We start from the raw sequence: 26,291 nt of genomic DNA on the forward strand, positions 1-26,291 counted from the left end.
GCATTAAGGTTCGGTGCTGTAGTCAAAGTGGATTGGCGCCAACGGAAAGCCGCTGCATGAACGCACTTCTCAGTTCGTACCTGCCCATCGTCCTGTTTATCGGCGTGGCACTGGTCGTCGGCCTGGCGCTGCTGGCGGCTCCGTTCCTGGTGGCGTATCGCAACCCCGATCCCGAAAAGCTTTCCGCCTACGAGTGCGGTTTCAACTCGTTCGACGATGCCCGCATGAAATTCGACATCCGCTTCTACCTGGTGTCGATCCTGTTCATTATATTCGACCTGGAAGTTGCCTTCCTCTTCCCCTGGGCAGTGTCCTTCTCGAAGATCGGCATGCTCGGTTTCTGGTCAATGATGGTGTTTTTGGCAGTGCTGACCATCGGCTTTGCCTATGAATGGAAAAAAGGAGCGCTGGAATGGGATTGAACGACAGTTCAGGCACCCTCGTCGCGCCGAAGCCCAAAGGTATTATCGACCCCAACACCGGTAGGCCGGTAGGGGAGGACGATCCCTTCTTCCTCGAAATCAACAATGAGCTTGCCGACAAGGGCTTTCTGGTCACCTCGACCGAGGCGCTGATCACCTGGGCGCGCAGCGGCTCGCTGATGTTCATGACCTTCGGTCTGGCTTGCTGCGCGGTCGAGATGATCCACACCTCGATGCCGCGCTACGATTCGGAGCGGTTCGGTGTCGCGCCGCGCGCGTCTCCGCGCCAGTCCGACATCATGATCGTCGCCGGCACGCTGACCAACAAGATGGCACCGGCGCTGCGCAAGGTCTACGACCAGATGCCGGAGCCGCGCTACGTCATCTCGATGGGCTCCTGCGCCAATGGCGGCGGCTACTATCATTATTCCTATTCGGTGGTGCGTGGCTGCGACCGGGTCGTGCCGGTCGACATCTATGTGCCCGGCTGCCCGCCGAGCGCCGAAGCCCTGCTCTATGGCATTCTTCTGCTGCAGAAGAAGATCCGCCGCACCGGCACGATCGAACGGTAAATCCATGGCCGCCTCCTTAAGCGAACTGTCGACCTATCTCGGCGAGAAGCTGCCTGGCCGCTTCGGCGATGCGGTATTCGCCTATGGCGAGCTCACCGTTCACGTCGAGCCTCAAAACCTGATCGAGGTGATGACCTTCCTGCGCGACGATGCGCGCTGCCAGTTCATCTCGATCATCGATGTCTGCGGTGCCGACTACCCGTCGCGGGCCAAGCGCTTCGACGTCGTCTATCACCTGCTTTCGCCGAAGCAGAATGTGCGCATTCGCATCAAGGTGCAGACCGACGAGGAGACGATGGTGCCTTCGATCACCGGCGTCTATCCTGGCGCCGACTGGTTCGAGCGCGAAACCTACGATCTCTATGGCGTGCTGTTTTCGGGCCACCCGGACCTGCGCCGCCTGCTGACGGACTACGGTTTCGAAGGCCATCCGCTGCGCAAGGATTTCCCGCTGACCGGTTTCGTCGAAGTGCGTTACGACGACGAAGCCAAGCGCGTCATCTACGAGCCGGTGGAACTGAAGCAGGAATTCAGGAACTTTGACTTTTTGAGCCCCTGGGAGGGAACCGACTATGTCCTGCCCGGCGACGAAAAAGCGAAACAGTGAGTAGGGAGGTAGTGAGTAGTCAGTAGGAGAAAAGTTGGAGCGACGGATCGAATCTTATCGCGACTTGAAGGTGTGGCAATCAGCGATGACGCTCGCTGAAGACTGTTACCGCCACACTAAGGACTTCCCGAAAGAAGAGATCTACGGCATGACCTCTCAGATGCGCCGATCGGCGGTTTCGATCGCGGCGAATGTCGCGGAGGGATACGGTCGCGAAAACAGAGGTTCGTTCGTTCAATTTTTGCGCATGGCGCAAGGTTCGTTGAAGGAACTGGAAACGCACATACTACTGGCATGCCGGGTCGGCTTGCTGCGAAAAGACAATGAGATTGAACTGCTGCTGCGATGCGAAGAGATTGGAAAAATGATGAGATCTCTTATCCGAACGGTGCAGGCCAAGCAGGCGGAATGAAGCAGGCATTGAGATTGATGATCACTACTCACTACTCACTACTGACTCTTCGCCAGAGGCGCCAGAATGGCTGAAACCTCCGTCCGCAACTTTAACATCAACTTCGGACCTCAACACCCTGCCGCGCACGGCGTTTTGCGCCTCGTGCTGGAGTTGGACGGCGAAGTCGTCGACCGCGTCGATCCGCATATCGGGCTCTTGCATCGCGGTACGGAGAAGCTGATCGAGGCAAAAACCTATCTGCAGGCGCTGCCTTATCTCGACCGGCTCGATTATTGCGCGCCGATGAACCAGGAGCACGCCTTCGCGCTGGCCGCCGAGCGCCTGCTCGGCATCGAGGTGCCGAGGCGCGGCCAGCTGATCCGCGTGCTCTATTGCGAAATCGGCCGTATCATGTCGCACATCCTCAATGTGACGACGCAAGCCATGGACGTCGGCGCGCTGACGCCGCCGCTGTGGGGCTTCGTCGAGCGCGAAAAGCTGATGGTGTTCTATGAGCGCGCCTCCGGCTCGCGCATGCATGCGGCCTATTTCCGGCCCGGCGGCGTCCACCAGGACCTGCCGCGCCAGCTGGTCGAGGACATCGGCAAGTGGATCGACCCGTTCCTGAAATCGCTCGACGATCTCGACAGGCTGCTCACCGGCAACCGCATCTTCAAGCAGCGCAATGTCGACATCGGCATCGTCTCGCTGGCCGACGCCTGGGCCTGGGGCTTTTCGGGCGTCATGGTCCGTGGTTCGGGCTCGCCGTGGGACCTGCGCAAGTCGCAGCCCTATGAATGCTATTCGGAAATGGATTTCGACATCCCTGTCGGCAAGAACGGCGACTGTTTCGACCGCTACCTCGTGCGCATGGAAGAAATGCGCCAGTCGGCACGGATCATGCGCCAGTGCATCGATCTCCTGCTCGGCAAGGAAAGCACCGGGCCGGTGTCGAACCTCGACGGCAAGGTGGTGCCGCCCAAGCGCCAGGCGATGAAGCGTTCGATGGAAGCGCTCATCCATCACTTCAAGCTCTACACCGAGGGCTACCGCGTCCCGGCCGGCGAGGTCTATGCGGCGGTCGAGGCGCCAAAGGGCGAGTTCGGCGTCTACCTAGTCTCCGACGGCACCAACAAGCCTTATCGCTGCAAGCTGCGCGCACCTGGTTTCGCGCATCTGCAAGCCATGGATTTCCTCTGCCGCGGCCACATGCTGGCCGACGTCACCGCCGTCCTCGGCTCCCTCGACATCGTGTTTGGTGAGGTCGATCGCTAAATGTCAGTCCGCCGTCTCGCAGAAGCCAGCGTCCAGCCAGCCTCCTTCGCCTTCAACCGGGCGAATGCGGCAGCGGCGAAGCAATGGATCAAGAAGTATCCCAAGGGCCGCGAGCAGTCGGCGATCATTCCCCTGCTGATGATAGCGCAGGAGCAGGAAGGCTGGGTCACCAAGGCGGCGATCGAGACGATTTCCGACATGCTCGGCATGCCGCGTATCCGCGGCCTCGAGGTCGCGACCTTCTATACGCAGTACCAGTTGAACCCCGTCGGCACCCGTGCGCACATCCAGGTTTGCGGTACCACGCCCTGCATGCTGCGCGGCTCGGAAGCGCTGATGGATGTGTGCCGCTCGAAGATCCATCACGACCAATTCCACACCAACGACAAGGGCACGCTGTCGTGGGAAGAGGTCGAGTGCCTCGGCGCCTGTGTCAACGCGCCAATGGTCATGGTGTTCAAGGACACGTTCGAGGATCTGACACCGGAACGGCTGGCTGAAATCATCGATCTCTACGATGCGGGCAAGGGCGCCTCGGTGACGCCGGGACCGCAGAACGGCCGCACCGGCTCGGAGCCGGCCTCCGGCCTGACCACGTTGAAGAGCGAAAAGGCGATCCTCAAGTCGACCCGCGACCGTGAAGCCCGGGAAGCGGCCAGGGCCGCGAAGGCAGCGCCCGACGCGATCATCGCTGCGCCTGTGCCGGCACCGGCCGCCCCAGCTGCGCCTGGTCCGGTTGCTCCGTCGAAATCCAGCAGGCCGAAGACCGCCGCGCCAGAGACCAACCCGACGTTGAAGACGCCGTCGCCGGCCAAGGTCGCGCCGGTCACCGAGAACGCGGCCAGCGTTGCGCCACCCCTCCACTCGGCCGCCAACGCCAACAAGGCCGCTCCTGAAGTCGAGGCGACTCCAAAACAACGCAATGGGCCGAAGAACCGGGCCGAACCGGGCAGCGCCTTCAAGGCGCCAGAGACCAAGCAGCCTGCCGCCAAGCCGACCAAGAAGCCGGTCTGAGGGACGAAAAATGCTTCAGGACAAAGACCGCATCTTCACCAACATATACGGCCTCTTCGACAAGTCGCTGGCCGGCGCCATGGCGCGCGGCGCCTGGGACAACACGCCCGGCCTCGTCGCCAAGGGGCGTGAGTGGATCGTCAACGAGATGAAGGCGTCGGGACTGCGCGGACGCGGCGGCGCCGGCTTCCCGACCGGGCTGAAATGGTCGTTCATGCCCAAGCAGAGCGACGGCCGGCCAAGCTATCTCGTCATCAACGCCGACGAATCCGAGCCCGGCACCTGCAAGGACCGCGACATCCTGCGCAACGATCCGCACACGCTGGTCGAGGGCGCGTTCCTGGCCGGCTTCGCCATGGGCGCGATTGCCGCCTACATCTATGTGCGCGGCGAGTTCATCCGCGAGCGCGAGGCGCTGCAGCGGGCGATCGAGGAGGCCTACGAGGCCAAGCTGATCGGCAAGAACAACACGTCGGGCTACGATTTTGAAATCTACATGCATCACGGCGCCGGCGCCTATATCTGCGGCGAGGAAACGGCGCTGCTGGAAAGCCTCGAAGGCAAGAAGGGCCAGCCCCGGCTGAAGCCGCCATTCCCGGCCAATGTCGGCCTCTATGGCTGCCCGACCACTGTCAACAATGTCGAATCGATCGCGGTGGCGCCGACCATCCTGCGCCGGGGGGCTGCCTGGTTCTCGTCCTTCGGCCGGCCCAACAATGTCGGCACCAAGCTGTTCTGCGTTTCCGGCCACGTCAACAATCCGTGCACTGTCGAAGAGGCGATGTCGATCCCGTTCCGCGAACTGATCGAGACCCATTGCGGCGGCATCCGCGGCGGCTGGGACAATCTGCTCGCCGTCATTCCGGGCGGCGCCTCGGTGCCGCTGGTGCCGGCGGAGCAGATCATCGATACGCCGATGGATTTCGACGCGCTGCGCGATCTCAAGTCCGGCCTCGGCACGGCCGCCGTCATCGTCATGGACAAGTCGACCGATGTCGTGAAGGCGATCGCGCGGCTTTCCTACTTCTACAAGCATGAAAGCTGCGGCCAGTGCACGCCGTGCCGCGAGGGCACCGGCTGGATGTGGCGGGTGATGGAGCGGCTGGTGCGCGGCGAGGCTCAGAAGCGCGAGATCGACATGCTGCTCGACGTCACCAAGCAGGTCGAAGGCCACACGATCTGCGCGCTGGGCGATGCGGCGGCATGGCCGATCCAGGGCCTGATGCGGCATTTCCGCGGCGAGGTGGAGCGGCGCATCGACGAGTTTTCGCGCAACGCGCACCGGGCCGAACCGGTGATGGTGGCGGCGGAATAACAAGAAACTTTTGAACGCGAGAAGAAACGGGGCGGGGCGAACGAAGAAACGACCAGGAGAACTCTATGGCGCCGTATTCGACACCCTACCCATTGATGCCCAATTTGGACCAGATCGAGAAGATGAACCAGGACCTGACCAGGATGATGCCGAAGGAGATGGCCAGCGCCGTCAACCTTTTCGCGCACCCTGTCGCGGGTGCGGCGGCGATGTCGGCGCTTGGCATGGGGCTCGCCAATCATGCGTTCGGCGTCTGGATGGGCGCGCTTTCGGGGGCCGCCGAGGCATCACACCGCCTCATGCAGCCGCTGATCGAGGATTTCGAGGCACGCGTCGAGCAATTCGAGGATGCGAACTCGTCGTCCATCAGGGCGCGGGCGACCGCGAAGACGATGATTGCCGAGGCGCAGTCCTTCGCCCAGGAAGTCACCGATATCGCAGCCAGGGAAGCCGCCACCACCGCGCCGGCCGCCAATGCCGCTCCGGCAACAAGCGAGGCAGCGGATGTGCTGCTGCCGGAAGATTTCAGGCAGCCCAAGGCCATGGAGAAGCCGACGAGGCCGTCCGACCTCAAGGCGATATCGGGCATCGGCCCGAAGCTGGAAAAAGTGCTGAACGGCCTCGGTATCTGGACGTTTGCCCAGATCGCCGCATGGTCGCCGCAGGAGATTGCCTGGGTCGACGATTATCTGTCGTTCAAGGGCCGCATCGGCCGTGACGACTGGACTGCCCAGGCGGCGGCGCTGGCCGCGAAGAAGTGAATGAAATCTCGGGCGCTGCGTCTGTCGCGCCCGGAAAATGAGATTGCGGGAAATCCGCAGGGGTTTGAGGCGAATGGCAAAGCTCAAGGTCGACGGGAAAGAAATCACTGTACCCGACCATTACACGCTGCTGCAGGCGGCCGAGGACGCGGGCGCGGAAGTGCCGCGCTTCTGCTTCCATGAGCGGCTGTCGATCGCCGGCAATTGCCGCATGTGCCTGATCGAGGTGAAGGGCGGACCGCCCAAGCCGCAGGCCTCCTGCGCCATGGGCGTGCGCGACCTGCGCCCCGGCCCGAACGGCGAGCCGCCGGAAATCTTCACCAACACGCCGATGGTCAAGAAGGCCCGGGAAGGCGTGATGGAATTCCTGCTGATCAACCATCCGCTGGACTGCCCGATCTGCGATCAGGGCGGCGAGTGCGACCTGCAGGACCAGGCGATGGCCTTCGGCGTCGATTCCTCGCGCTACCACGAGAACAAGCGCGCGGTGGAAGACAAGTATATCGGCCCGCTGGTCAAGACAGTGATGAACCGCTGCATCCACTGCACGCGCTGCGTCCGCTTCACCACCGAAGTTGCCGGCATTTCCGAACTCGGCCTGATCGGCCGCGGCGAGGATGCCGAGATCACCACCTATCTCGAACAGGCAATGACCTCGGAGTTGCAGGGCAACGTGATCGATCTCTGCCCGGTCGGCGCGCTGACCTCCAAGCCCTTCGCCTTCCAGGCGCGGCCGTGGGAGCTGACCAAGACCGAATCCATCGACGTGATGGATGCCGTCGGCTCGGCGATCCGCGTCGATAGCCGTGGGCGCGAAGTGATGCGCATCCTGCCGCGCGTCAACGAAGCCGTGAACGAGGAATGGATTTCCGACAAGACCCGCTTCATCTGGGACGGCCTGCGCACGCAGCGCCTCGATCGCCCCTATGTGCGCAAGGACGGCAGGCTGGTTCCGGCGAGTTGGGCCGAAGCGTTCGCGGCGATCAAGGGCGCGGTTTCGGCGGCGGCCCCCGACAAGATCGGCGCCATCGCGGGCGATCTCGCGGCGGTCGAGGAAATCTACGCGCTGAAGCTTCTGATGGCCTCGCTCGGTTCGAAGAACACCGATTGCCGCCAGGACGGCGCGGCGCTCGATCCGGCACTCGGACGCGCCAGCTATATCTTCAACCCGACCATCGAAGGCATCGAGCAGGCCGACGCGGTGCTGATCATCGGGGCCAATCCGCGCTTCGAGGCCTCGGTGCTCAACGCCCGCATCCGCAAGCGCTGGCGCCTCGGCAATCTGCCGGTCGGTGTCATCGGCGATGTCGGCGACACGCGCTATGACTACGAACAATTGGGCGCCGGGCCGGATTCGCTGAAGGATCTGGCGGACGGCAACGGCAAGTTCTTCCAGACGCTGAAGAAGGCGACGCATCCCCTTATTATCGTCGGTCAGGGCGCTCTGGCGCGCGCCGATGGCGCGGCCGTGCTCGGCCAAGCGGCCAGGCTCTCCGCCGCCGTGAATGCCGCACGCGCCGACTGGAATGGCTTTGCCGTGCTGCACACCGCAGCGGCGCGCGTCGGCGGCCTGGACCTCGGCTTCGTGCCGGGCGAGGGCGGCAAGAACGTCGCCGGCATGCTGGGCGAGACGGATGTCCTGTTCCTGCTCGGCGCCGACGAGATCGATATGAGCAAGACCGGCGGCGCCTTCGTCGTCTATGTCGGCACGCACGGCGACGCCGGCGCGCATCGCGCCAATGTCATCCTGCCGGCGGCTGCCTATACCGAAAAGTCCGGCACCTACGTCAACACCGAAGGGCGCGTGCAGCAGACCAACCGCGCCGGCTTCGCGCCGGGCGACGCGCGCGAGGATTGGGCGATCTTGCGGGCGCTGTCCGACGTACTGGGCAAGAAACTGCCGTTCGATTCGCTGCCGCAGCTGCGCGCAAAGCTCTATGGCGAATACCCGCATCTGGCCCGCATCGACCAGGTCGCGGCCGGCAACGCCGAGGATATCGCCGGCGTGGCGAAGCTCGGCGGGCGGTTGAACAAGGGAACCTTCACCTCGCCGGTCAAGGATTTCTACCTGACCAACCCGATCGCGCGCGCATCGGCCGTGATGGCTGAATGCTCGGCACTAGCCAAGAGCGGCTTCAAGCAGGCGGCGGAATAAGCATGGACACCTTCTTCTCCTTCTACGTGCTGCCGGCGCTGCTGATCCTCTTGAAGTCGGTCGTGCTGATCGTGGTGCTGCTGATCTTCGTCGCCTACATCCTTTATGCCGACCGCAAGATCTGGGCGGCGGTGCAGCTTCGCCGTGGCCCGAATGTCGTCGGCCCCTGGGGCACGCTGCAGGCCTTCGCCGACCTGCTGAAATTCGTCTTCAAGGAACCGGTCATCCCGTCGGGCGCCAACAAGGGCGTCTTCCTGCTGGCGCCACTTGTCTCCGCCGTGCTGGCGATCTCGGCCTGGGCGGTCATACCGGTCAGCCAGGGTTGGGCGATCGCCAACGTCAATGTCGGCATCCTCTATGTCTTCGCCATCTCCTCGCTCGAGGTCTATGGCGTGATCATGGGCGGCTGGGCGTCCAACTCGAAATATCCGTTCCTCGGCGCGTTGCGTTCGGCGGCGCAGATGGTGTCATACGAAGTTTCGATCGGCTTCGTCATCGTCACCGTGCTGCTCACCGCCGGCTCGCTCAACCTCAGCGATATCGTGCTGTCGCAGCAGGGTGGGCTTGGTACGCGGCTCGGGCTGCCCAACACGTTCCTCGACTGGAACTGGCTGGCGCTGTTCCCGATGTTCGTCATCTTCTTCATCTCGGCGTTGGCGGAGACGAACCGTCCACCCTTCGATCTGGTCGAAGCCGAATCGGAGCTGGTCGCCGGCCACATGGTCGAATATTCGTCGACGCCGTTCCTTTTGTTCTTCCTCGGCGAGTATGTCGCGATCGTGCTGATGTGCGCGCTGGCCACCATCCTGTTCCTCGGCGGCTGGCTGCCTCCCTTCGACTTCGCGCCCTTCACCTGGGTGCCCGGCGTCATCTGGTTCGTGCTGAAGGTCTGTTTCGTGTTCTTCGGCATCTCGATGGTGAAGGCCTTCGTGCCGCGCTACCGCTACGACCAGCTGATGCGGCTGGGCTGGAAAGTGTTCCTGCCGATCTCGCTGTTTATGGTCGTCGCCACCGCGGCCTTCCTCAAGATCACGGGGTTTGCGTGATGTCCGCTTTGTCCCAGGCCGCGAAATCGCTGCTGCTGCAGGATTTCGTCAGCGCCTTCTTCCTGTCGATGCGCCAGTTCTTCGCGCCGAAGGAGACGATCAACTATCCGCACGAGAAGGGCCCGATCAGCCCGCGCTTTCGCGGCGAGCATGCGTTGCGCCGCTATCCCAATGGCGAGGAACGCTGCATCGCCTGCAAATTATGCGAGGCGATCTGCCCGGCGCAGGCGATCACCATCGAGGCCGGCCCGCGCCGCAATGACGGCACGCGCCGCACGGTGCGTTACGATATCGACATGGTGAAGTGCATCTATTGCGGCTTCTGCCAGGAAGCCTGCCCGGTCGACGCCATCGTCGAGGGGCCGAATTTCGAATTCGCGACGGAAACGCGCGAGGAACTCTACTACGACAAGGACAGGCTGCTGGCGAATGGCGACCGGTGGGAGCGCGAACTGGCGCGCAACATCTCACTGGACTCGCCCTATCGCTGACATCTGACGCATGGACGGGGCGAGGGGCCTCGTCCAGGGGATGATCCCGAAAAGTTGCGGACTTTTCGGACAAGATCATCCTCCGGAAGACAAAAGTGTCGCATGTTTCTTTTGATCAGGTATTTCAACCCGATCGGAACATGCGATAGGACACAACGAAACTTGCCGACCGGAGGCGGTCGCAAACATCAAACAGGACGAGCGTCCTGTTTGGACAGGAACCCGGGGGATCCCCAATGCTGAGTGGACTAGAGGCGGCCTTCTTCTACCTCTTCGCCTTTGTCGCCGTGGCGTCGGCGTTCATGGTCATTTCGTCGCGCAACCCCGTGCATTCGGTGCTGTTCCTGATCCTGACCTTCTTCAACGCCGCCGGCCTGTTCATGCTGACTGGCGCCGAGTTCCTGGCGATGATCCTGCTCGTCGTCTATGTCGGCGCGGTCCTGGTGCTGTTCCTGTTCGTCGTCATGATGCTCGACGTCGATTTCGCCGAATTGAAGAGCGGCGCCCTGCAATACGCGCCGATCGGCGCGCTGGTCGGGCTGATCCTGGCGGCGGAGCTGATCGTGGTGCTGGGCGGCTACACCTTCGCGCCGAAGCTCGCCTCGACGGTCGCAAAGCCCATCCCGGATCTCGCCGCGCGATCGAACACGGCGGCGCTCGGCGACATCCTCTATACCGACTACCTCTACTACTTCCAGATTTCGGGCCTCATCCTGCTGGTCGCCATGATCGGCGCCATCGTCTTGACGCTGCGCCACAAGGAAGGGGTCAAGCGGCAGTCGATCGCAGCCCAGGTCGGCCGCACCGCGGCGACCGGCATGGAAATCCGCAAGGTCAAGTCGGGCGAAGGAGTCTGAGATGGTCGTCGGCATCGCACATTATCTGACCGTATCGGCGATCCTGTTCACGCTCGGCGTGTTCGGCATCTTCCTCAACCGCCGCAACATCATCGTCATCCTGATGTCGATCGAGCTGATCCTGCTGGCGGTCAACATCAATTTCGTCGCCTTTTCGGCGGCGCTCGGCGATCTGGTCGGCCAGGTGTTCGCGCTGTTCGTGCTGACGGTCGCGGCGGCTGAAGCCGCCATCGGGCTTGCCATTCTCGTCGTCTTCTTCCGCAACCGCGGCTCGATCGCGGTCGAAGACGTGAACATGATGAAGGGTTGACGGGGCGACTATGTATCAAGCGATCGTCTTCCTTCCGCTGCTCGGCTTCCTGATCGTAGGCCTGTTCGGCAATGCGCTCGGTGCCAAGGCATCCGAATACATCACCTCCGGCTTCCTGGTGATTGCGGCCGTGCTGTCATGGGTCGCCTTCTTTTCCGTCGGCTTCGGCCACGGCGAGGTGTTCACCGTGCCGGTGCTGCACTGGATCCAGTCCGGCGGGCTGGACGTCTCCTGGGCGCTCAGGATCGACACGCTGACGGTGGTGATGCTGGTGGTGGTCAACACAGTGTCGGCGCTGGTTCACATCTATTCGATCGGCTACATGCACCACGATCCGAACCGGCCGCGCTTCTTCGCCTATCTGTCGCTGTTCACCTTCGCCATGCTGATGCTGGTCACGGCCGACAACCTCGTGCAGATGTTCTTCGGCTGGGAAGGGGTGGGCCTCGCGTCCTACCTGCTGATCGGCTTCTGGTACAAGAAGCCGTCGGCCAATGCCGCGGCAATAAAGGCCTTCGTCGTCAACCGCGTCGGCGATTTCGGCTTCGCGCTCGGCATTTTCGGCGTCTTCGTGCTGTTCGGCTCGGTCAATCTCGGCACGATCTTTGCCAATGCGGCGACGTTCATCCCGGCCGAAGGCGCGCCGCAGGGTGCCGCCGTGCTCACCTTCCTCGGCCATGCGCTCGACAAGCAGGCGGCAATGACCGTCGTCTGCCTGCTGCTGTTTATGGGCGCCATGGGCAAGTCGGCGCAGGTGCCGCTGCACACCTGGCTGCCGGACGCCATGGAGGGCCCGACCCCGGTGTCGGCGCTGATCCATGCCGCCACCATGGTGACGGCCGGCGTGTTCATGCTGGCGCGGCTTTCGCCGCTGTTCGAATTGTCGCACTCGGCGCTGACGGTGGTCACCTTCATCGGCGCCTTCACCGCCTTCTTCGCGGCGACCGTCGGCCTGGTCCAGAACGACATCAAGCGCGTCATCGCCTATTCGACCTGCTCGCAGCTCGGCTACATGTTCGTGGCGCTCGGCGTCGGCGCCTATGGCGCGGCGATCTTCCATTTGTTCACGCACGCCTTCTTCAAGGCGCTTCTGTTCCTCGGCTCCGGCTCGGTCATCCACGCGGTTTCCGACGAGCAGGACATGCGCAAGATGGGCGGCCTGAGGAAGCTGATCCCGACCACCTACTGGATGATGGTGATCGGCACGCTGGCGCTGACCGGCGTCGGCATTCCGGTGACCGTCATCGGCACCGCCGGCTTCTTCTCCAAGGACGCCATCATCGAGGCCTCCTTCGCAGGCCACAATTCGGTCGCCGGCCTGGCCTTCATCCTGCTGGTCATCGCCGCCTGCTTCACCGCCTTCTATTCCTGGCGGCTGATCTTCATGACCTTCCATGGCAAGCCGCGGGCGAGCCACGAGGTGATGCACCACGTCCATGAATCGCCGCCGGTGATGCTGGTGCCGCTGTTCGTGCTGGCGGCCGGCGCGCTGTTTGCCGGTATCATCTTCCACAATTCCTTTATCGGCGAAGGCTATGCCGAGTTCTGGAAGGCGTCGCTGTTCACGCTGCCGGACAACCATATCCTGCACGAAATCCACGAATTGCCGCTGTGGGTCGAGCTCTCGCCCTTCATCGCCATGTTGATCGGTTTCGCTCTGGCCTGGAAGTTCTACATCCGCTCGCCGGAGATGCCGGTCAATCTGGCCGCCCAGCATCGCGGGCTTTACGCTTTCCTGCTCAACAAGTGGTATTTCGACGAGCTTTACGACTTCCTGTTCGTTCGCCCGGCCAAGCGTCTCGGTCACTTCCTGTGGAAGACCGGTGATGGGACCATCATCGATGGGCTCGGGCCTGACGGCATTTCGGCGCGCGTCGTCGACGTCACCAACCGCGTCGTCAAGCTGCAGACCGGCTATCTATATCACTACGCCTTCGCCATGCTGATCGGCGTTGCCGCACTCGTCACCTGGATGATGCTCTGATGACCGCTTGGCCAATCCTCTCGCTGGTCACCTTCCTGCCGCTGGTTGGTGTGCTGCTGATCCTGTTCATCAACGATGACAGCGAAAACGCGCGCCGCAACATCCGCGCCATTGCGTTCATCGCCACGGCGTTCACCTTCCTGGTGTCGCTGTTCATCTGGACCGGCTTCGACAATTCGCAGGCCGGGTTCCAGTTTGTCGAAAAGGTCGCCTGGCTCGATTCCGGCATTTCCTACCATATGGGCGTCGACGGCATTTCCATGCTGTTCGTCATTCTGACGACCTTCCTGATGCCGCTTTGCATCCTGGCGTCGTGGGAAGCGATCGAGAAGCGCGTCAAGGCCTACATGATCGCCTTCCTGCTTCTGGAAACGCTGATGATTGGCGTGTTCTGCGCGCTGGACATCGTGCTGTTCTACGTCTTCTTCGAAGCCGGACTGATCCCGATGTTCATCATCATCGGCGTATGGGGCGGCAAGCGGCGCGTCTACGCCTCGTTCAAGTTCTTCCTCTATACGCTGGCCGGCTCGGTGCTGATGCTGCTCGCCATCATGGCGATGTTCTTCCAGTCCGGCACCACCGACATCCCGACGCTTCTGACGCACAGCTTCCCGGCCAACATGCAGACCTGGCTGTGGCTTGCCTTCTTCGCCTCCTTCGCGGTGAAGATGCCGATGTGGCCGGTGCACACCTGGCTGCCCGACGCCCACGTCGAGGCACCGACGGCGGGCTCGGTCATCCTGGCCGGCATCCTGCTGAAAATGGGCGGATACGGCTTCCTGCGCTTCTCCTTGCCGATGTTCCCGCTGGCCTCCGAAATGTTTGCACCGCTGGTGTTCACGCTGTCGGTCGTCGCCATCATCTACACCTCGCTGGTGGCGCTGATGCAGGAGGACATGAAGAAGCTGATCGCCTATTCGTCGGTCGCCCATATGGGCTTCGTCACCATGGGCATCTTTGCCATGAACCAGGAAGGCGTGCAGGGCGCCATCTTCCAGATGCTCAGCCACGGCCTGGTGTCGGGCGCGCTGTTCCTGTGCGTCGGCGTCATCTATGACCGCATGCACACGCGTGAGATTGCCGCCTATGGCGGTCTCGTCAACAACATGCCGAAATACGCGACCGTGTTCCTGATCTTCACCATGGCCAATGTCGGCCTGCCAGGTACGTCAGGTTTCGTCGGCGAGTTCCTGACCATGCTTGGCGTGTTCCGGGTCAACACCTGGGTGGCGTTCTTCGCCGCCACCGGCGTCATCCTGTCGGCGGCCTATGCGCTTTGGCTCTACCGCCGGGTGATCTTCGGCGCGCTGACCAAGGACAGCCTGAAGGGGCTGCTTGACCTGTCGACCCGCGAGAAGGCGATCATCTATCCGCTGGTCGTGCTGGTCATCTTCTTCGGCGTCTATCCCGCCCCCGTCTTCGACGCGACGGCCCAGTCGGTCAAGTCGCTCGTCACCAATGTCACCGCATCCATCGGCGCCGCGCAGACCGCGGCGGCGAACTGACCCAGGGGTTTTGCGAACCATGACGCCGGACCTTCTCTCCAGCCTGTCGCTCTCGACGCCCGAGCTGATCCTTGCCATCGGCGCGCTCGCGCTGCTGATGGTCGGGGCCTATTCGCGTTCCAACACCGCCAATACGGTGACCGGCCTTGCGGTCGCCGTGCTGGTGATCGCAGGCGCCTGGCTGATCTTCCACGCAGGGCAGGGCAGCGCCTATGGCAATGCCTTCATCCAGGATTCCTTCGCCCGCTTCATGAAGGTGCTGGCGTTGATCGGCTCGGCGGTGACGCTGACCATGTCGATGCGCTTTGCCAAGGCGGAGCGTTTCGACAAGTTCGAATATCCGGTGCTGATCCTGCTTTGCACGCTCGGCATGATGCTGATGATCTCGGCCAACGGCATGATCGGTCTCTATCTCGGCCTCGAACTGCAGTCGCTCGCGATCTATGTGCTGGCGGCGATCAATCGCGACAATCTGCGTTCGACCGAAGCGGGCCTGAAATATTTCGTCCTCGGCGCGCTGTCGTCTGGCATGCTGCTCTACGGCATCAGCCTGGTCTACGGCTATACCGGCAACACCGGCTTCCAGGAGATCGCCACGGCGCTGGGCGGCGGCGAGCGCCAGCTTGGCCTTGTCGTCGGCCTCGTCTTCGTGCTGGCCGGGCTTGCCTTCAAGATATCGGCGGTGCCGTTCCACATGTGGACGCCAGACGTCTATGAGGGCGCACCGACACCGGTGACGGCCTTCCTGGCGGCAGCGCCGAAAATGGCGGCGATGGCGCTGATCGTGCGCGTCACCATGGGTGCGTTCAAGCCGATCGCTTCCGACTGGCAGCAGATCATCGTCTTCATCTCGATCGCCTCGATGGCGCTTGGCTCCTTCGCCGCGATCGGCCAGACCAACATCAAGCGGCTGATGGCCTATTCCTCGATCGGCCATATGGGCTACGCGCTGGTCGGCCTTGCCGCCAATAGCCAGGCCGGCGTGCGCGGCGTCGCCATCTACATGCTGATCTACCTGGTGATGACGCTCGGCACCTTCGCCTTCATCCTCGCCATGCGGCGCAAGGAAGGCAATGTCGAGCAGATCAGCGATCTCGCCGGCCTCTCGTCGACCAACCCTATCATGGCGACGATCCTGACCATCCTGATGTTCTCGCTGGCCGGCATTCCGCCGCTCGCCGGCTTCTGGGGGAAGTGGTACGTCTTCCTCGCCGCCATCAACGCCAATCTCTATGCGCTGGCAATCATCGGCGTGCTCGCTTCCGTGGTTGGCGCTTACTACTACCTGCGCATCATCAAGATCATGTGGTTCGATGAGCCGGTCGGCGGCTTCGTGCCGATGGCCAGCGAGTTGCGTGTCGTGCTCGGCGTCAGTGGCGCCTTCGTGCTGTTCTACGTGCTGATCGGCGGGCCGATCGGCACCTATGCCGAAGCCGCCGCCAAGACATTTTTCTGACGGGATGGCATTTCGGCTGGCTCCAACCTCGGCGTCGGAAGGGTTCCGGCTCGAGGCGCATGACAGTGTCGGCTCCACCAACGCGCTGGCGCTGGACCATGCCCGGGCGGGCGACCCGGGCAAGCTCTGGGTCGTTTCCAAGAAGCAGGAAAGCGGGCGCGGGCGGCGTGGCCGTGCCTGGGCAACGCCGGAAGGCAATCTGGCGGCGACGCTGCTCCTCATCACCGGCGGCGAACTGCGCCTTGCCGCGACGCTCGGCTTCGTCGCGGGGCTGGCGCTGGCCGACGCGCTCGACGCGGTGGTGCCGAAGGGCCGCATCGCGATAGGCCTCGACGGAGCGAGCCAGGGACAGAACCGTTTCGAGCTGAAATGGCCAAACGATGTGCTCGCCTCCGGCGCCAAGCTGGCCGGCATCCTGCTGGAGTCGGCGATGCTTGACGGTAGCCGCTTCGCGGTGGCGGTGGGCATCGGGGTCAATGTGGTGGCGCACCCGCGGGATTTGCCTTATCCCGCGACATCACTCCATGCGTTGGGCGCGGCTTGCGATGCCGAAACGCTGTTTCTGGCGCTGTCGGATGCCTGGAGCGAGAATGCCCGCCTGTGGGACGAAGGACGTGGCCTTGCCGCCATCAGGAAGCGTTGGCTGGCCCGCGCGGCGGGCCTTGGCGGCGAGGTTGCTGTCAGAATTGACGGTAATGTGGTGCGTGGCGTGTTCGAGACCATTGACGAGGACTGCCGTTTCGTGATCCGCGACGATGACGGGTCTGTTCTGACGGTCGCCGCCGGCGATGTGCATTTCGGCGCGGTGGCGTCCGCGCGGATATAATTTGTTTTTGGGCAATTCCGGACGGAAAACCGGTAGGCACTTGCTGGAATTGCTTTAACGGCTTGGCCCGAGGGTCAGGAAGGAAAAAATCATGGCGAAAGCGGACAACGCCGAACTCGTCTTCGTGCCGCTCGGCGGCGTCGGCGAGATCGGCATGAACTTCGCCCTCTACGGCTATGGCCCGCCGAGCGCGCGCGAATGGATTATCATCGATGTCGGCGTCACCTTTCCCGACGCGGCGCATCCGGGCGTCGACCTGATCCTGCCCGATACGCGCTTCATCGAGGAGAACCTCGCCAATCTGCGCGGCATCATCATCACCCACGCGCATGAGGACCACTACGGCGCGCTGCTCGACATCTGGCCGAAGCTGAAGGCGCCGGTCTGGATGACGCCGTTCAGCGCCGGGCTGCTGGAAGCCAAGCGTCAGGGCGAGCAGGGCGCGCCGAAGATCCCGCTGACAATCTACCGGGCGGGCGAAAAGTTCACGGTGGGCCCCTTCGAGATCGAAGCCATTCCGGTTGCACACTCCATTCCCGAACCCATGTCGCTGGCGATCACCTCGCCGGCCGGCACCGTCATCCACACCGGCGACTGGAAGATCGATCCGGAGCCGACGATCGGTCCCAAGACCGACGAGGCGCGGTTCCGCGCCTATGGCGACAAGGGCGTGCTGGCGCTGATCTGCGATTCGACCAATGCGCTGCGCGAAGGCGAGTCGCCTTCGGAAGTGGCCGTGGGCGAGGGCCTGAAAGGCGTCATCCAGGCGGCCAAGGGCCGCGTCGCCGTCACCACCTTCTCCTCCAATGTCGGACGCATCGTTTCCATCGCCAGGGCAGCGCGCGATGCCGGCCGCCAGTGCCTTGTGCTCGGCCGCTCGTTGAAGCGCGTCATCGATGTGGCCGGCGAACTTGGCTACATGGACGGCCTGCCGGAGTTCATCGCCGAGGAGGATTTCGGCTTCATCCCGCGCGAGAACCTGGTCATCATCTGCACCGGCAGCCAGGGCGAGCCGTTGGCGGCACTTGCCAAGCTGTCGCGCGACGAGATGAAATCGGTGTCGCTGACGGCGGGCGACACGGTGGTGTTTTCCTCGCGCACCATTCCCGGCAACGAGAAGGCGATCCTCGAGATCAAGAACCGCCTCATCGATCTCGGCATCAAGATCATCGAGGACGGCGATGCGCTGGTGCATGTCTCTGGCCACCCCCGCCGCAGCGAACTGCGCAAGATGTATGAATGGGTGCGTCCGCAAATCGGCGTTCCCGTGCATGGCGAGGCGGCGCATCTGGTGGCGCAGGGCTCGCTGATGTCCACCTCCGGCATCGGCCAGGTGGCGCAGGTGCGCGACGGCGACATGCTGCGGCTCGCTCCCGGTCCCGCCACGATCATCGACCAGGTGCCGTTCGGCCGCGTCTACAAGGACGGCAATCTGATCGGCACCGATCAGGCGATGGGTATTCGCGACAGGCGCAAGCTGTCCTTTGCCGGTCACGTCGCGGTCAATGTCGTGCTTGATGACAAGTACGAGCTGGCCGGCGATCCCGACCTGGTCGCCATTGGCGTCGCCGAAACCGACGCCCGTGGCGAGATGCTCGAGGACCTGATGATCGATGCGGCCGTCGGTGCGGTCGATTCGATCCCCCGCCAGCGCCGCAAGGACCTCGACCTGGTGCAGGAGGCGGTGCGGCGCGCAGTGCGCGGCGCGGCCAACGAAGCGTGGGGCAAGAAACCGCTGGTGACGGTTTTCGTCACCCGGTGACGGAGGCGTCGGGTGCTCGGATGTTCAGCTGATAGCTGACCGGAATCCAGCGAAAGGAATGGTCTGTCCGCTCGACATAGCCCAGACCCGGAAACGGCATGTGGTGGCCGGCGACGAGCAGGCGCCGCTCGGCAGCCATGCCGAGCAGCCGCTTGCGGGTCTCGATCGCCTTTTCCTTGTCGTCGTCGAAATCGGCATGCCATTGCGGACGCTGGATCGCCACGACATAGTGCAGGAAAGCGTCCGACCAGATCAGCAATTGCTGTCCGTCGCTTTCGACAAGGAAGGCCAAAAGCCCGGCGGAGTGACCGGCCGCGTCGATGGCAGTGATGCCCGGCACCACTTCGTCTCCAGGCGCTATGAACGTCGCGCGGTCGGCCAAGCCGGTGCAAATGCGCCTAAAGAGATCACGATTGGCCAACCTGGCCGGACGCACCGCATTTCCTTCGGTCCAGAACGCGAATTCCGCTGCGCCGAATACCAGGCGTGCGCGGCTGAAAACGGATGCGCCATTCCGGACAAGCCCGCCAATGTGGTCCGGGTGCCCGTGGGTGATGACCACCACATCGATGTCATCAGGGCCGAGCCCAAGGGCTTGCAAACACTCCAGGAGTGAACTGTGTTCATCTCCGCAGCCAGTGTCGAACAGGATCTTTTCGGAACCGGTATCGATCAGCGTCGGGATGAAGCAATGCTCGTAGCGATCCTGGTCGATGAAGTTCGAAACCGCGAGTTCGAGCACGGCCGCCGGCGGCTGTCCGGCCGCGAAGGCCGATGCAAGCCCGTCTCTGACATCGACGGCATCGAGCAGAGCGGCAATTTTGAACGACCCGAGATCGAAGGTGAAAACGCGGGGGCGGGCAGGGCTGATTCCGGACATTGGCCTTTGTACTTTGTGGCTGCCGGTTGCAACAGGTGCGACAGTGCGCTCCTCGCGAAAGGCTGTTGATCTCGGCTGATTTGACGTATGACGCCAGTCGTTGGACCTGGGAGAAAAAGCTCGGACATGCTCGGACGGCTGAACCATGTCGCGCTTGCGGTGCCGGATTTGACCGCCGCCGTTGCAGCTTACCGCAACACGCTCGGCGCCGAAGTGACCGAGCCGCAGGCGTTGCCGGAGCATGGCGTCACCGTGGTGTTCGTCGATGTCGGCAACACCAAGGTCGAGTTGCTGGAGCCGCTTGGCGAGGGCTCCCCAATCGCGGCATTCCTCGAGAAGAACCCGTCGGGCGGCATGCATCATCTCTGCTACGAGGTCGACGACATCCTGGCCGCGCGCGACCAGCTCAAGGCCGCCGGCGCCCGGGTGCTTGGTGACGGCAATCCCAAACCAGGCGCGCACGGCAAGCCGGTGCTGTTCCTGCATCCGAAGGATTTCTTCGGCACGCTGATCGAACTGGAGCAATCATGAGCTGGGTCTCGTTCACCGCGCTGTTTTTCGCGACCTGGTGGGTGGTGCTGTTTGCCGTCCTGCCGTTCAGCGTCAGAACGCAGGACGACGATCACGACGTGACGCTGGGCACGGTGCCGAGCGCGCCGCGCGGGCCGCATATGCTGCGTGCCGTGATCCGCACCACCATCGCAACGGCGGTCCTGATGGGCATTTTCTACGGCCTGACGCACGGGCTGGGATACAGCCTCAACGACATCCCGCACATCGTGCCGGATTTCAGCCCGACACCAGGGAAATAGACGTGGCGGCAAGGGTGCTCCGATAAGGTCGGAGCGCTGCGGATGGGATTGAGATGCCGCCCTGTACGGCGGCTACTGGCTGCTGACGCAAGGTCATGTAGCCTGCCAATTCGCGGCGCTAACCAGATGATTGCACAAAAAAAATGCAAGGCACAAGGCCTTGCAATTAAACGCGTCCGATCTGTTTCCGGTATCCGGCGGCAGCGAGTAACCGCGCCTAGATCGCATCCTCCCAAGACTTTGACCGCGTAGGAGAGCAGATTTTTTTCTGCCCTCTCGGTTATCGGGGCACATTAGCCCAACGGAAATGAAAATGTCACGAAGAATTTTGCCTTGAAACGGGCAATCTCGTGCTGCACTGCACAATAGTGCGGCAGGCTTTGCTTTTGAAACGTCCAGTCAGGGTCGACAGAGCCTTTGCGGCATGTTCGCAATTGACGCGCGCAAAGAATTGACGGCCAAACCCGAAGAGGTTCGGTGCGTTCCATTGTCGGCGCGGGTCGATCCGGAAGCGAGGGATTCGGGCTCGGAAGGGACCTACGTGGTGGGACGGCCGGGTTTCCATTCGGTCATGAAATCGCTATGAAGCCGGGGCAAGCAAGCCTGCGCCGCGCCGATTCTGGCGTGGCCATTCTCATTCACGGACCTGTCCATGCGTTTGTCGCGCTATTTCCTGCCTATCCTCAAAGAAAACCCGCGCGAGGCCGAAATCGTCTCGCATCGGCTGATGCTGCGCGCCGGCATGATCCGCCAGCAGGGGCAAGGCAGTTTTTCCTGGCTGCCGCTGGGCAAACGGGTGCTGGACAAGGTCTGCAAGATCATCCGCGAGGAGCAGAACCGCGCCGGTGCGCTGGAGATCCTGATGCCGACCATCCAGTCGGCCGATCTGTGGCGCGAGAGCGGCCGTTACAACGACTACGGCAAGGAGATGCTGCGCATCAAGGACCGGCAAGACCGCGACATGCTCTACGGTCCGACCAACGAGGAAATGGTCACCGAGATTTTTCGCGCTTACGTCAAATCCTACAAGGACTTGCCGCTCAACCTATACCACATACAGTGGAAGTTCCGTGACGAGGTGCGGCCGCGCTTCGGCGTCATGCGCTCGCGCGAATTCCTGATGAAGGACGCCTATTCCTTCGATCTCGACTTCGAAGGCGCGAGAGCCGCCTACAACCGGATGTTCGTGTCCTATCTCAGGACCTTCACGCGCATGGGCCTGCAGGCCATTCCGATGCGGGCCGACACCGGTCCGATCGGCGGCGATCTCAGCCACGAGTTCATCATCCTGGCCGACACTGGTGAAAGCCAGGTCTTCTGCCATCGCGATTACTTGTCGCTTGCCGTGCCCGGCGCGAACACCGACTTCGCCAATGACGGCGAGATAGCAGATATCGTCAAGACGTGGACGACGCCTTACGCCGCCACCGACGAGATGCATGACGAGGCGGCCTGGGAGAAGGTTCCGACTGGCGACCGGGTCTCGGCGCGCGGCATCGAGGTAGGCCATATCTTCCACTTCGGCGAGAAATATTCCAAGCCGATGGGGGCCAAGGTGACGGGGCCCGACGGCAAGGATCATTTCGCCTCGGGCGGCTCCTACGGTATCGGCCCGTCGCGGCTGGTCGCGGCGATCATCGAGGCCAGCCATGACGAGAACGGCATCATCTGGCCGGAAGCGGTGGCGCCGTTCGATATCGGCCTGATCAACATGAAGGCGGGCGATGCCGACTGCGATCGCGTCTGCGACGAACTCAACGCCGCCTTCACCGCCGCCGGCAAGGATGTGCTCTACGACGATACCGACCAGCGGCCGGGCGGCAAATTCGCCACCGCCGACCTGATCGGCCTGCCCTGGCAAGTGATCGTCGGGCCGCGCGGTGTCGCCGCCGGCGAGGTCGAGATCAAGAATCGCAAGACCGGCGAGCGCGTGACGCTGCCGATCGCCGACGCGGCCAAACACTTCGGTGCCGCCGCATGAGCGAGGCGGCGGCAGCGCGATCGGCGGGCGCCGGCCCTTTTTCCATCTTCGAGCGCACGGTCGCCTGGCGCTATTTGCGTTCGCGGCGCAAGGAGACGGTGATCTCGGTGATCGCCTCGATCTCTTTTCTCGGCATCATGCTGGGCGTCGCCACGCTGATCGTGGTCATGGCGGTGATGAACGGGTTCCGCGCCGAGCTTTTGACGCGCATCCTCGGCGTCAACGGCCATCTGATCGTGCAGCCGCTCGATTCGCCGCTTGAGGACTATGCCCAGGTCGCCAGGCGCATCAACGGCGTACCCGGGGTCAAATACGCCATCCCGCTGATCGACGGCCAGGTGCTCGCGCAAGGCAATGTCGGCGGCGGCACCGGCGCGCTGGTGCGCGGCATCCGGGGTGAGGATCTCGGCAAGATCGCCATCGTGGCCAGCAACATCAAGCAAGGCACGCTCGCCGATTTCGATACCGGCGAGGGTGTCGCCATCGGCAAGCGCATGGCCGAGAATCTCGGCCTGACGCTCGGCGATACGATTACCTTGATCTCGCCGGACGGGGATGTGACGCCGCTCGGCACCACGCCGCGCATGAAGGGCTACAAGATCGCGGCGATCTTCGAGGTCGGCATGTCCGAATATGACACGTCGATCGTCTATATGCCGTTCTCCGAAGCGCAGCTCTACTTCAACATGGACGGCCGGGCGCAGACGATCGAGATCTATGTCGACAATCCCGACGATGTCGACGCGCTGAAACCCAAGGTGGAAGCGGCGGCGCAGCGGCCGATCGACATGGTCGACTGGCGCCAGCGCAACGAGACCTTCTTTTCGGCTCTGCAGGTCGAACGCAACGTCATGTTCATGATCCTGACGCTGATCGTGCTGGTGGCGGCGCTCAACATCATTTCCGGACTGATCATGCTGGTGAAGGACAAGGGGCATGACATCGCCATCCTGCGCACCATGGGCGCCTCGCGCGGCGCCATCCTGCGCATCTTCCTGATGACTGGGGCGGCGATCGGCGTGACGGGCACGCTCGCCGGCGTGCTGCTCGGCGTCGTGATCTGCACCAATATCGAATCGATCCGCCAGTTCTTCTCCTGGATGACCGGCAAGGTGCTGTTCAACCCCGAGCTCTATTTCCTCAGCCAGTTGCCGGCCAAGATGGATCCGCGCGAGACGACCTATGTCATCATCATGGCGCTTGCGCTGTCCTTCCTGGCTACGGTGTTTCCGGCATGGCGGGCGGCCCGCCTCGATCCGGTCGAAGCCTTGAGGTACGAGTAGTGGCCGAAGTCATTATCGAGCTGAAGAGCGTCGAACGGCACTACGTCCAGGGGCCGCGCAAGCTCACCATCCTGAACGGCGCCGATTTCGCGCTGCGGCGCGGTGAAATGGTGGCGCTGGTGGCCCCGTCGGGCACCGGCAAATCGACGCTACTGCATACGGCCGGGCTGTTGGAGCGGCCGGATGCCGGCGACGTGATCCTGTCCGGACGCGCCTGTGGCCGGCTGTCCGACGACGAGCGCACCTCGATCCGCCGCAACGATGTCGGCTTCGTCTATCAGTTCCATCATTTGCTGCCGGAGTTTTCCGCGCTGGAAAACATCATGATGCCGCAGCTCATCAAGGGCCTGCCGCGCAAGGAAGCGTCCGAGCGAGCGGCGCAACTGCTCGACTACATGCAGATCGGCAAACGGGCGTCGCACCGGCCGTCGGAGCTTTCCGGCGGCGAGCAGCAGCGCGTCGCCATCGCGCGTGCGGTCGCCAATGCGCCGCTGGTGCTGCTCGCCGACGAGCCCACCGGCAACCTCGACCCGGTCACAGCCTCCTACGTGTTCGAGGCGCTGGAGGCACTGGTGCGGCAATCGGGCCTCGCGGCGCTGATCGCCACCCACAATCACGAGCTTGCATCGCGCATGGACCGGCGCGTCACGTTGGCCGACGGCAAGGTGGTGCCGCTCTAAGGACGATTCTCACCCGACGTGTACCGCGCGGGGTAGCTTAGAACCGCCAGTGAGCGCTCATTGCGATCAGAGTGGACGATATCGCGCTCGTCGCCAGGATGGCCAACCAAATTACGAGATTGCGAGAGAGGCGCCGCCGGCGACCTTGTCGCATACGCTTTCGCCAGCGTTCACCTTGATTTGCGCCTCCGTATTTCCCCATGTCGATCGCTCAGCAATGCCTCAGGCCCAGGCATTTTCGGCTCAGCCAAAATTTAATACAAGCGCTCGCTAATTTGTTCTTCCCGGGCTGAAGCCTACCTTGGCAAGCTTCCAACTCCCTCTCTTAGCGACCAATTAACGTTTCGCTAACCGTGCACAGTTCCCCGCCCATGGCCATACCTCCCAGCGGTTGACAATGGAACAAAATTAGAACAAATTAGAAACATATCAACAACAGGAGAGAGTTATGACCGATCTGGTTCAGGATGTCATCTCGCTGGTTTGCATGAGCGCGTTTCTTGTCTCCATGGCGATCTGGATCGGAGCCATGTGATCTGGCGGCGTCGGCCGTCGCTGTTTCTCGATGCCAATGCCGCCCCGCCGTTAAGCTTTTCTTGCCGCAGCAAAGTTAGGGTGCGGCTCCAAGGCAGGGAGCAACGTCCAGGTGTCGCCTATCGTCACGGCCATTCTCGTGGCCAGCAATCTCGGGCTGATCTTTCTCCTGATGACCGTGCCGCTTGGTTTGCGCACGGTCAGGTCGAGCCGCATCGTGGCGATGGACCGGCAGCGCCTGTGGCAGGCGCTGTGGCCGCTCGGCAGCGATGCCGGCTGGTCCGGCGAGATCCTGTCGGCGCAGCCGCTGGACGAAGAGGGCGTCGCCCGCATCACGCTCTCTTGGGAAGGCCGCGATGGCAAGCCGATAGAGCGCAGGGCGCGGTTTGAAGATGTCGTCGAGGGCAACCGCTTCTCGATGCGGGTGATCGAGGACACCGCGCTCGATAGCTCGTTCTGGAAGGACTATGGCGAGACCGCCGAACTGGTTTCGGAGGGAAGCGGCACGCGCGTGACGCTCAGCCGGACCGACCGGTACCGCGGCGTGGCTTTCCTGGTGTTTCGCTATTTCGCCATGCGCCGCGAGCTCTCCAAGCTGCAGCGTTGGGCAAGGACCGGGCAGTATCGCAAGGGTGGCTGGTTCGAGCATCCGCTGAGCCAGGTCGGCTTTGCCGTGCTGTCGGCATTGATGCTGTGGCCGTTCTTCGGGCTTCACCTCGGCGGGCTGGCGCTGGCCGCGATCCTGACGTCGGTGGTGGCGCTGCACGAACTCGGCCACATGGCGGCGTTCCGGCTGACGGGCCATCGCAGGGCGCGGATGATCTTCATCCCGCTGCTTGGCGGCATCGCCATTGGCGGCCGGCCCTATAACAGCCGTTTCGAAGTGGCCTTCGTGGCGTTGATGGGGGCGGGGTTCTCCGCCTTCCTGGTGCCGATCGTCATCGCCGCCAGCGTGCTTGCCGGCGGCGAGGGTCACAAGGCGGCTGCCGCGCTACTCGCCGCACTCGCAGGCTGCGCTGCCCTGTTCAACATCGCCAATCTGGTGCCGGTGTGGAAGTTCGACGGTGGCCAGGTGCTGCGCCAGATCTGCCCGGGGCCGGTCGTGCTGGCGCTGGCGTCCTTCTCGCTGCTTTCGGCGTTTCTGGCGCTTGGCTGGCGGGCCGGTTTTTCCCTGGGCTTCCTGCTCGCGGCCGGTGCGGTCTTTTCGATCCTAAGCCTGCTCACCGTCGGCAGCGGGGTGAAGCCACGCCACGAACTGGAGCCGATCGGCACTGTCGACCGTTTGGTCATCGCCGGGGCCTTGCTGGCGGTGTTCGCCATCCACGGCTGCGGCGTGTTGTGGGCGTCAGGGCAGTTGCTCTGAGCTGGT

General features: G+C 63.0%; 24 protein-coding genes and 1 pseudogene. 24 read left to right on the top strand and 1 reads right to left on the bottom strand.

Translation table 11 applies throughout. The annotated features are described in order from the left end of the window. The first annotated feature begins 56 nt into the window (after positions 1 to 56). The 18 genes and pseudogenes from FJ936_RS12260 to FJ936_RS12345 all read left to right on the top strand — a co-directional run bounded on the left by FJ936_RS12260 (position 57) and on the right by FJ936_RS12345 (position 18,752). Entirely contained in the window at positions 57 to 422 is a 366-nt protein-coding gene (locus FJ936_RS12260; protein WP_010910112.1) for an NADH-quinone oxidoreductase subunit A, read from the top strand. Continuing rightward, complete coding sequence (locus FJ936_RS12265) at positions 413 to 994, top strand: NADH-quinone oxidoreductase subunit B (protein ID WP_015317338.1); 582 nt, start codon at positions 413 to 415, stop codon at positions 992 to 994. The genes FJ936_RS12260 and FJ936_RS12265 overlap by 10 nt, the downstream gene beginning before the upstream one ends. Positions 995 to 998: 4 nt before the next feature. Then, positions 999 to 1,601, top strand: coding sequence for an NADH-quinone oxidoreductase subunit C (locus tag FJ936_RS12270; RefSeq protein WP_140661000.1), 603 nt, complete (start codon positions 999 to 1,001; stop codon positions 1,599 to 1,601). A gap of 34 nt (positions 1,602 to 1,635) precedes the next feature. Continuing rightward, positions 1,636 to 2,013, top strand: coding sequence for a four helix bundle protein (locus tag FJ936_RS12275; protein ID WP_140714747.1), 378 nt, complete (start codon positions 1,636 to 1,638; stop codon positions 2,011 to 2,013). A gap of 66 nt (positions 2,014 to 2,079) precedes the next feature. Continuing rightward, positions 2,080 to 3,270 carry an NADH-quinone oxidoreductase subunit D gene (locus FJ936_RS12280; RefSeq protein WP_015317340.1) on the top strand — a complete coding sequence of 397 codons (1,191 nt, stop codon included), beginning with the start codon at positions 2,080 to 2,082 and terminating at the stop codon, positions 3,268 to 3,270. Continuing rightward, a pseudogene (gene nuoE, locus FJ936_RS12285) lies at positions 3,271 to 4,272 on the top strand (NADH-quinone oxidoreductase subunit NuoE); the annotation flags it as partial. A 22-nt stretch (positions 4,273 to 4,294) separates the two neighbouring features. Continuing rightward, complete coding sequence (gene nuoF / locus FJ936_RS12290; RefSeq protein ID WP_140788693.1) at positions 4,295 to 5,599, top strand: NADH-quinone oxidoreductase subunit NuoF; 1,305 nt, start codon at positions 4,295 to 4,297, stop codon at positions 5,597 to 5,599. 65 nt (positions 5,600 to 5,664) lie between these two features. After that, on the top strand, positions 5,665 to 6,360 hold the full coding sequence (locus FJ936_RS12295; RefSeq protein ID WP_140714751.1) for an NADH-ubiquinone dehydrogenase: 696 nt from the start codon (positions 5,665 to 5,667) through the stop codon (positions 6,358 to 6,360). A 73-nt stretch (positions 6,361 to 6,433) separates the two neighbouring features. Continuing rightward, the gene (gene nuoG, locus FJ936_RS12300; protein WP_140788691.1) at positions 6,434 to 8,515 is read left to right on the top strand and encodes an NADH-quinone oxidoreductase subunit NuoG; all 2,082 of its coding nucleotides are present in this window, start codon (positions 6,434 to 6,436) and stop codon (positions 8,513 to 8,515) included. Positions 8,516 to 8,517: 2 nt separating this feature from the next. After that, on the top strand, positions 8,518 to 9,561 hold the full coding sequence (nuoH, locus tag FJ936_RS12305; protein WP_015317345.1) for an NADH-quinone oxidoreductase subunit NuoH: 1,044 nt from the start codon (positions 8,518 to 8,520) through the stop codon (positions 9,559 to 9,561). Next, on the top strand, positions 9,561 to 10,052 hold the full coding sequence (nuoI, locus tag FJ936_RS12310; protein WP_015317346.1) for an NADH-quinone oxidoreductase subunit NuoI: 492 nt from the start codon (positions 9,561 to 9,563) through the stop codon (positions 10,050 to 10,052). The genes nuoH and nuoI overlap by 1 nt, the downstream gene beginning before the upstream one ends. Positions 10,053 to 10,288: 236 nt before the next feature. After that, positions 10,289 to 10,909, top strand: coding sequence for an NADH-quinone oxidoreductase subunit J (locus tag FJ936_RS12315; RefSeq protein ID WP_015317347.1), 621 nt, complete (start codon positions 10,289 to 10,291; stop codon positions 10,907 to 10,909). Position 10,910: 1 nt separating this feature from the next. After that, positions 10,911 to 11,219 carry an NADH-quinone oxidoreductase subunit NuoK gene (nuoK, locus tag FJ936_RS12320; RefSeq protein WP_023798863.1) on the top strand — a complete coding sequence of 103 codons (309 nt, stop codon included), beginning with the start codon at positions 10,911 to 10,913 and terminating at the stop codon, positions 11,217 to 11,219. A 10-nt stretch (positions 11,220 to 11,229) separates the two neighbouring features. Continuing rightward, positions 11,230 to 13,203: an NADH-quinone oxidoreductase subunit L gene (gene nuoL, locus FJ936_RS12325; protein ID WP_140788689.1), complete on the top strand. Its 1,974-nt coding sequence runs from the start codon at positions 11,230 to 11,232 to the stop codon at positions 13,201 to 13,203. Beyond that, a complete protein-coding gene (locus FJ936_RS12330) occupies positions 13,203 to 14,708 on the top strand; it encodes an NADH-quinone oxidoreductase subunit M (RefSeq protein ID WP_141906615.1) in 1,506 nt (501 codons plus the stop codon). Before nuoL ends, FJ936_RS12330 begins: the two co-directional genes overlap by 1 nt. A 19-nt stretch (positions 14,709 to 14,727) precedes the next feature. Beyond that, positions 14,728 to 16,164 (top strand): NADH-quinone oxidoreductase subunit NuoN, encoded by a 1,437-nt coding sequence (gene nuoN, locus FJ936_RS12335; protein ID WP_140788684.1) that lies wholly within the window; start codon positions 14,728 to 14,730, stop codon positions 16,162 to 16,164. A 4-nt stretch (positions 16,165 to 16,168) separates the two neighbouring features. Further along, positions 16,169 to 16,990 (top strand): biotin--[acetyl-CoA-carboxylase] ligase, encoded by an 822-nt coding sequence (locus tag FJ936_RS12340; RefSeq protein WP_140615830.1) that lies wholly within the window; start codon positions 16,169 to 16,171, stop codon positions 16,988 to 16,990. Between the two features lie 91 nt (positions 16,991 to 17,081). After that, complete coding sequence (locus tag FJ936_RS12345) at positions 17,082 to 18,752, top strand: ribonuclease J (protein WP_140615832.1); 1,671 nt, start codon at positions 17,082 to 17,084, stop codon at positions 18,750 to 18,752. Here the strand turns inward: FJ936_RS12345 and FJ936_RS12350 are convergent. Next, positions 18,742 to 19,632 (bottom strand): MBL fold metallo-hydrolase, encoded by an 891-nt coding sequence (locus FJ936_RS12350; RefSeq protein WP_140615834.1) that lies wholly within the window; start codon positions 19,630 to 19,632, stop codon positions 18,742 to 18,744. The two genes, FJ936_RS12345 and FJ936_RS12350, sit on opposite strands and share 11 nt — an antisense overlap. A gap of 126 nt (positions 19,633 to 19,758) precedes the next feature. Between FJ936_RS12350 and mce the strand changes: the two genes are divergently transcribed. The 6 genes from mce (at position 19,759) to FJ936_RS12380 (ending at position 26,285) form a co-directional block, all read left to right on the top strand. Beyond that, a complete protein-coding gene (gene mce / locus FJ936_RS12355; RefSeq protein ID WP_015317355.1) occupies positions 19,759 to 20,163 on the top strand; it encodes a methylmalonyl-CoA epimerase in 405 nt (134 codons plus the stop codon). Beyond that, positions 20,160 to 20,444: a DUF1467 family protein gene (locus tag FJ936_RS12360; protein WP_023769792.1), complete on the top strand. Its 285-nt coding sequence runs from the start codon at positions 20,160 to 20,162 to the stop codon at positions 20,442 to 20,444. The genes mce and FJ936_RS12360 overlap by 4 nt, the downstream gene beginning before the upstream one ends. A 652-nt stretch (positions 20,445 to 21,096) precedes the next feature. After that, positions 21,097 to 22,425, top strand: coding sequence for a proline--tRNA ligase (gene proS / locus FJ936_RS12365; RefSeq protein ID WP_015317358.1), 1,329 nt, complete (start codon positions 21,097 to 21,099; stop codon positions 22,423 to 22,425). Beyond that, positions 22,422 to 23,708, top strand: coding sequence for a lipoprotein-releasing ABC transporter permease subunit (locus FJ936_RS12370; RefSeq protein ID WP_140788682.1), 1,287 nt, complete (start codon positions 22,422 to 22,424; stop codon positions 23,706 to 23,708). Before proS ends, FJ936_RS12370 begins: the two co-directional genes overlap by 4 nt. After that, positions 23,660 to 24,388 carry an ABC transporter ATP-binding protein gene (locus FJ936_RS12375; protein WP_174361970.1) on the top strand — a complete coding sequence of 243 codons (729 nt, stop codon included), beginning with the start codon at positions 23,660 to 23,662 and terminating at the stop codon, positions 24,386 to 24,388. The genes FJ936_RS12370 and FJ936_RS12375 overlap by 49 nt, the downstream gene beginning before the upstream one ends. A gap of 646 nt (positions 24,389 to 25,034) precedes the next feature. Then, a complete protein-coding gene (locus tag FJ936_RS12380; protein ID WP_140615838.1) occupies positions 25,035 to 26,285 on the top strand; it encodes a site-2 protease family protein in 1,251 nt (416 codons plus the stop codon). The last annotated feature ends 6 nt before the right edge of the window (positions 26,286 to 26,291 follow it).

It is taken from the genome of Mesorhizobium sp. B2-4-13 (genome assembly GCF_006658535.1).
GTDB lineage: Bacteria > Pseudomonadota > Alphaproteobacteria > Rhizobiales > Rhizobiaceae > Mesorhizobium > Mesorhizobium australicum.